This window comes from Rummeliibacillus sp. TYF005, from assembly GCF_003844195.1.
Taxonomy (GTDB): Bacteria; Bacillota; Bacilli; order Bacillales_A; family Planococcaceae; genus Rummeliibacillus.
Genome location: NZ_ML122614.1, coordinates 1 through 6,343 on the forward strand (window position 1 = coordinate 1; position 6,343 = coordinate 6,343).

A 6,343-nucleotide genomic window follows, 5' to 3' on the forward strand; every position below is an offset into this window, starting at 1 on the left:
AAAAGGGCTATTCAATTTCGTCTTGCATCCCGTAAAAACAATAGAGAGTACAATTGATGCCCTTGCTCATCCAATCGAAACGTTTGATTATTTTTCGAAGGCAATCCGTGATTCGTATGAACGAGATGTCATCAACGGAGACGCCAAGTCCCGTGCGGAATGGTTTGCTTATGGATTAGGAACCATTGGACTATCCGCAGTGGGAACAAAAGGATTAGGTGCTGTATCAAAAACTGGAATGGCATCAACAAAAGTCGTTACCAAGGCCGGCGCTAGCAAAGTAAAAGGTGCAGCACAAAAAATTTCTGGTTTAGATTTATTACCATATGCCCCTAGGAATCAATTAGCCTATGCGAATGCAGGTGTTGTGCCTTACAATGTGGTGAATGGTGCTAGGGTGAAAGATCAGTTGCTTTCTATGGCGAAGGTGGAAAGTAAGAGTGGTGGTAAACCTTTACAAAAACACCACTATGCAACTAATAAAAGTAAAACGTATACTCACCAGTTAGAAAATGTGACTAAAAAGTATGGCTTGGAGTTAGACGATACTTGGAATAAAGAATTATTACCCCATCAAGGAAGACATCCGAATGCATACCATGAATATGTGTTAGACAGGATAAATGAATATGATGCTATTGCACGTGGAAATAAGGAAATTTTTTTAGAGTTATTTGAAGGGTTAAAGAGTGAAGTTAGGGAAAATCCAGATATGCTTTACAAAGAGTATTGGTTAAAGAAAAAATAGGTAGGGGATATGGATGAAATTTTATAAGATAAGCATAGAAGTTTCAGGCGAAAACGATATAGTATGTCATTATAAGGATGATTTAGGTATTCAACAATACGAATTTAAAATTGGAAAAACCTTTGATAGATGGGATGGAAGTTTTAAGTTTTACTATGATAAAAGTGAGGGAGATGTGCTTACTGACTATCTTGCAAATGATATGGGATGGTTTGTGGTATCTAGAAGATTGAAAACTATTATGGAGAACTTAAATACTAAAATTGAGTATTTTCCAGTTGACATTATTGAGCTGAAAAGTGGAGATAGTTTAGAAGAATATTATATTGCTAATATTCTTAAAGTGGTTGATGCGCTTTGTTTAGAAGAGTCAGATTACCATGAAATACAGACTAAAAGTGTTGGGACAATATATAATATACGAAAATATGCAATTTATGAAAATAAAGTAGAAAATAGTGATGTTTTCAAATTGGGAACTAGACAGGAAATTCCTATTTTCGTTTCAGAAATATTTAAAAGAGAAATTGAAAATAATGAATTAACAGGTTTGGAATTTTACGAAATTAAAGCTATCTAAACTATTAAGGTTTAGGTACCAGGCACCGAGACAATTAATATGCTCAAAGAACTGTTGGCGGAAAAGATAGATTACCAAATGATAATGGTGGGCATTTGATAGCTAGCATTTTTAAAGGTTCTGGTGATATTGACAACTTAGTACCAATGAATGCTACTCTGAATAGAAAAGAGTACAAAGCTATAGAGACTACTTGGAAAAAGGCTTTAGAAGTAGGGAAAACAGTGGAAGTTAAAATTGAGCCTATTTATTAGTTTTAGGTACCAGGCACTGAAACAATTCAGAAAATAGACTACAGATCAAGTCCTTAATTTCTCAAGAGGTTAGGGGCTTTTTCTTTTTATGTTTGAATTTATGATTGTGTAAACACCCCCATGATACGGGATCGTATTCAATCCCATACGAAAAGTGGAAAGATACAACTAGAAAACTATACAATCGGCACAGTAAAGAAGTATCAAATCGATGACTTGCTTTTAGAAAATACTTGTTCTAGAGAAGACAGTAAAGAAGAGTTACAGAAGAAACTGGCGAATACAACTAACCTAGAAGAATTTTTGAAACTCGCAAAAGAACTAGGTGAAGAAAATCTTACCGATGAACAAAAACGAATCCTCACCTTGTGGGAAACTGCAGAAGGTATCAAAAACGGTGTTTATAAAGCAGGAAAAGAATTCGTAAAAGGAATATTCGATTTCGTCTTGCATCCAGTAAAAACCATAGAAAGTACAATCGACGCACTTGCGCATCCAATCGAAACGCTCGATTATTTTTCGAAGGCGATCCGTGATTCGTATGAACGAGATGTGATCAACGGAGACGCCAAATCCCGTGCGGAATGGTTTGCTTATGGATTAGGAACCATTGGACTTTCCGCAGTGGGAACAAAAGGATTGGGTGCAGTCTCAAAAACCGGAATGGCAACAACGAAAGTCGCTACCAAGGCCGGTGCTAGCAAGGTAAAAGGTGCAGTAGAAAAAATTTCTGGTTTCGATTTATTGCCGTATTCCCCTAGGAATCAATTAGCCTATGCGAATGTAGGTATTGTGCCTTACAATGTGGTGAATGGTGCTGGGGTGAAAGATCAGCTGCTTTCTTTGGCGAAGATGGAGAGCAAGGGGAATGCTAAACTAAGTCCATCAAATTATCCAAATCCAGACCCACCCATGTCTATACCTCCAGTAAGATACAAACCAAAAATAATAGAAGAAGTTATAAGAATGCGTCAAGGAAAAGGACCAACGACTAAAATGACCCATGGTATTAAAAATATAGAAGCACACCATAGACAACAAGTTCCTGTTAAAAATGGTGGGATATTAGATGAATTAGAACAAAGTACACATAGAGGGGAAGGAAATCATACACGTCATAATAAAGCTTCACAATTAACTCCATCTCAAAGAGCCAAGGAGATTAGAGAGCATTATAAAGAAAGAGGAAAAGAGTATATACTACCAGGCGAAGGAATTTAAAGGAGGAAGAGTAATTGACAAGAGATGAAGTTGCAAATTTATTAGATGGTATATTAGACAAAGAAATAGGAAATTTAGATACTCCTTTGGCAAGTGAATGGGACAAAATTGAAAAAAAATTTGGATGTCAATTTCCATTAGAATTTAAGTTTTTTATTGAGTTAATGTCGGAATATTCATTTCCAGGAGATATCTTAAATGTATCAAATGGTAAAACGAATGGAAATGATACTATTGAATTTACTTATGATTACGAAATGAAACAAGGTGTATGGAAGGAAGATTTTATCCCCTTTTATAGTATAGGTAATGGTGACTACTTTTGCCTTCTTTCCAGTGAGTGTCCAAACACAGGAGTTTATTATTATTCGCATGAAGAAAATAATATAGAAAAAGAAGCTAATAACTTTGAAGAATGGTTAATTCGGTTACCTGCCTTTTTGAGTTAAGTTTTGGTGCCAGTAAGGTTTAGGTACCAGGTACCAATTCTGACAATAGGGTACAAATTAAGTCCTTAGCCACTTCTGGGGTGAAGGGCTTTTTTTGATAGAATAGAATTCTAATTATATTTTGACACAACGAAAGTATAATCGATGCAATCGCGCATCCAATCGAAGCCTTCTAAGATCTAGTGCCTGGCACTGAAACAATTCAGAAAATAGGATACAGATCAAGTCCTTAATTTCTCAAGGGGTTAGGGGCTTTTTCTTTTTATGGTTGAATTTATGATTGTGTAAACACCCCCATGAAACGGTAGAAAAAATCCATCAATTTGATTACAATCAAAGTAAAGCTTTAGAAGAATTATCCAACGATGTGTCGAAAATGCAAAACTAAAAAGATCGTATTCAATCACATACGAAAAGTAGATAGGAGGATTTTATGGATAAGAAAGTGCAATTAACTAGCCAAGTTAAAACGGTAATAAATATTCTTGAAAATGAATATCCTAACGAAATAAAAAAAGATATTTTTCAATTAATATATAAGAGATATAAGAATGCACTGGAAATACTTAAAAATAATAAAGATTTAAACAGAATAAATATTGTTGGTGGTGTGAGAGCCTATATGGATAGTTTTGATGATTATCAAAATCCTTTATTAAAAGAATTACACAGGGCAGAAAACTTATTTAAAGAGTTATTATATTAGAAGATATTTATACTAAACCTTGAGTGGCCGCTATAATCAAGCCTTTCTCTGATTGTCTGCAGTGGGAACAAAGGGTCTGGGCGCTGTATCAAAAACCGGAATGGCAACAACGAAAGTTGCTACCAAGGCCGGCGCCAGCAAAGTAAAAGGTGCAATTTCTGGTTTCGAGTTATTGCCGTATGCCCCTAGGAATCAATTAGCTTATGCGAATGCTTACAATGTGGTGAATGGTGCTGGGGTCAAAGATCAGCCGCTTTCTATGGCGAAGGTTGAGAGTAAGGGAATAGATAATACTTTTGCAACTAACAAAAGAAATTTATATAGAGGTGATAGTTTACTTCATTCCTCAACTAGATCAAATGGAATTAGTAAACCAAATATATCAAGTTCAGGTGATTTAGTTCCAGCAAGTAAGGATGGTTTTTACAAAGGTCGACAAGTGACTGTTACAGAGCATATACTAGGAGGCTATAGAAAAGGAGCTAAATCTAATAGTCCTTATACTAGCTTTACAAATAACAATAATGTTATTGGAAATTATGGGGAAAATACAATTGAACTAGATATTTCAGCTTTAAGGAAAGATATACAGTCTGGAAAGGTAAAAGATGTTGTCATACTTTCTCCAAAACAAATTCAAAAGTTAATTGAACTAGATATTATTTCCTGTGGTTTTTGGAAGAATAGAGCAATTAATTGGACCGAAAGGGATAATGAGTATTTGATTAAGGGTGTAGTTCCTAGTCAATATATTAAGGTATCATCTAAGGAGTGAGAAGTTTGAAACTATACTTTTTAAATGAATTTTTAGGAGATATAAGCAATATTGGTATTGAAGGAATGTGGATTACTGCTGAGATTACCCCTTCAAAAAATATAGTCAAATTCAATGATTTTTTTGCAGCGATTATTGAAGAGGAAAATGATTTTGAAGAAACTAATTATAACGAAGAATGGTTAGATGATAACAATTGGTATATCATGGATGATGAAAATACAAGAAAGGGCATATACATACCTGCAGTTTATCCTGATGGGAAAATAAACTGGAGGTGGAGATGATTAAGCATAAAATGTTGAATGCAGCATTTCAAACAACTCTTTTATAAAAGATAGAAGGAAAGATATGGCATAGTATAAGCTGCCAATCAACGAAATAATTCAGAAATAGAATACAAATTAAGTCCGTAATTTCTTCGGAGGTTAAGGGCTTTTCTTATGAATATGAGAAAAGTATTTTTTATCCGCTTTCTGGAAACGTTTATTCAGCCTGAATAGAAGAGTTATCCGCTCTCTTAACAGTTTGAAGATGGAGTACAAAAAAGATCCTTAAATCTCTCTTGAGATTAAGGACCTTTTTTATGCATAGTTAGTTATTGTGATAAGGTTGCATCTTTTTTACCGTTTAGATGACTGCCCCTGTATTTATTTTTTTATTATAAATTCACAACAATTCCATTCGTACCGATATCGGCTTTGTTGTTTGCTTCGTCAACTATTTTAGGTGCCAGTTACCCAAACAATTCAGATAATAGTCTACAGATTAAGTCCTTAATCTCTTCGGAGGTTAGTGACTTTTTTATACATCCAGTATGATTGCAATCTATCTATCCTTTTTGAACCAATTTTGCCATAGTTCTTAATTTTAGGTGCCAGGCAGAGCGACCGAGCCTAGGTCGTAACATATAGGGGTGGAATTCCCGTCGAGTAAGAACTAGCCATTCACTCGTAGCGAGTCTTGGAGGGCAACGAGTAATCGCTGTCTTTAAGCGTAGACAGTTAGCTACCGAGCCGTAAGCCAATTGGTTGAGGGGATTAAGCTCCGAAATACTAATTCGAGAAGACTGATGCAGTGGCCTGTGCAGAAAGCAAAATTTCTACTGACGCAATGGCAAGACAGTAGAAACTTCTCCGAAGTCGGTTACCATGGCACGTTAAGCATTGATATGTTACGGCAACTCGGGAGATCCTATCGGTCTTTTCGAAATTTTTTTAAGAGCTTTATGAGGGTTTTATAATATCTCTCGTTGATCCTTTTTTCTTACAAGCAAGTCCTCCTTGTTTAGACACCAAAACAATCACACTATAGAGTATAGATCATCTTAATCTTTTCGGAGGCTAAGAATTTTTTATTTCTATTATAAATAACAAGGGTACTAGTCATATGAAGAGTGTAAAAATTCCTATTTTAAATAAGTATTTATAGTAAAAAATAATCTTAATAGGAGTTTTTTTACATGTTATAATTTCTGAAAGTTCATAATTTTTTGTTTGTATATTGCTGTTAATGATAATTTTGATTAAACATTAGAAAACGTGATAGAAAAGAAGGTGAATGGTTATTTCGAAGATACTAGATGTTGCCGGTATACAGAATGGAATTGA

Annotated in this window: 7 protein-coding genes and 1 pseudogene; all 8 read left to right on the forward strand. The window is 34.8% G+C overall.

Going from position 1 to position 6,343, the window contains the following annotated elements; genetic code table 11:
- Nucleotides 1-748, forward strand: a 748-nt coding sequence (locus CW357_RS18485) for an AHH domain-containing protein (protein ID WP_206426836.1), incomplete at its 5' end; no start/stop codon positions are given.
- Between the two features lie 13 nt (nt 749-761).
- Nucleotides 762-1,328, forward strand: a complete 567-nt coding sequence (locus tag CW357_RS17565) for an imm11 family protein (protein ID WP_119415225.1) — start codon at nt 762-764, stop codon at nt 1,326-1,328.
- Between the two features lie 53 nt (nt 1,329-1,381).
- A pseudogene (locus CW357_RS17570) lies at nt 1,382-1,582 on the forward strand (DNA/RNA non-specific endonuclease); the annotation flags it as partial.
- A 120-nt stretch (nt 1,583-1,702) separates the two neighbouring features.
- Nucleotides 1,703-2,803, forward strand: a complete 1,101-nt coding sequence (locus tag CW357_RS18705) for a Nif11-like leader peptide family natural product precursor (protein WP_233548041.1) — start codon at nt 1,703-1,705, stop codon at nt 2,801-2,803.
- Nucleotides 2,804-2,817: 14 nt separating this feature from the next.
- Nucleotides 2,818-3,252, forward strand: a complete 435-nt coding sequence (locus tag CW357_RS17580; protein WP_119415224.1) for an SMI1/KNR4 family protein — start codon at nt 2,818-2,820, stop codon at nt 3,250-3,252.
- Between the two features lie 433 nt (nt 3,253-3,685).
- Nucleotides 3,686-3,958, forward strand: coding sequence for a hypothetical protein (locus tag CW357_RS17585; RefSeq protein ID WP_119415223.1), 273 nt, complete (start codon nt 3,686-3,688; stop codon nt 3,956-3,958).
- A 61-nt stretch (nt 3,959-4,019) separates the two neighbouring features.
- Nucleotides 4,020-4,733: a hypothetical protein gene (locus CW357_RS17590; protein ID WP_241155175.1), complete on the forward strand. Its 714-nt coding sequence runs from the start codon at nt 4,020-4,022 to the stop codon at nt 4,731-4,733.
- Nucleotides 4,730-5,020, forward strand: a complete 291-nt coding sequence (locus CW357_RS17595; RefSeq protein ID WP_241155177.1) for a hypothetical protein — start codon at nt 4,730-4,732, stop codon at nt 5,018-5,020. Before CW357_RS17590 ends, CW357_RS17595 begins: the two co-directional genes overlap by 4 nt.
- Nucleotides 5,021-6,343: the final 1,323 nt, after the last annotated feature.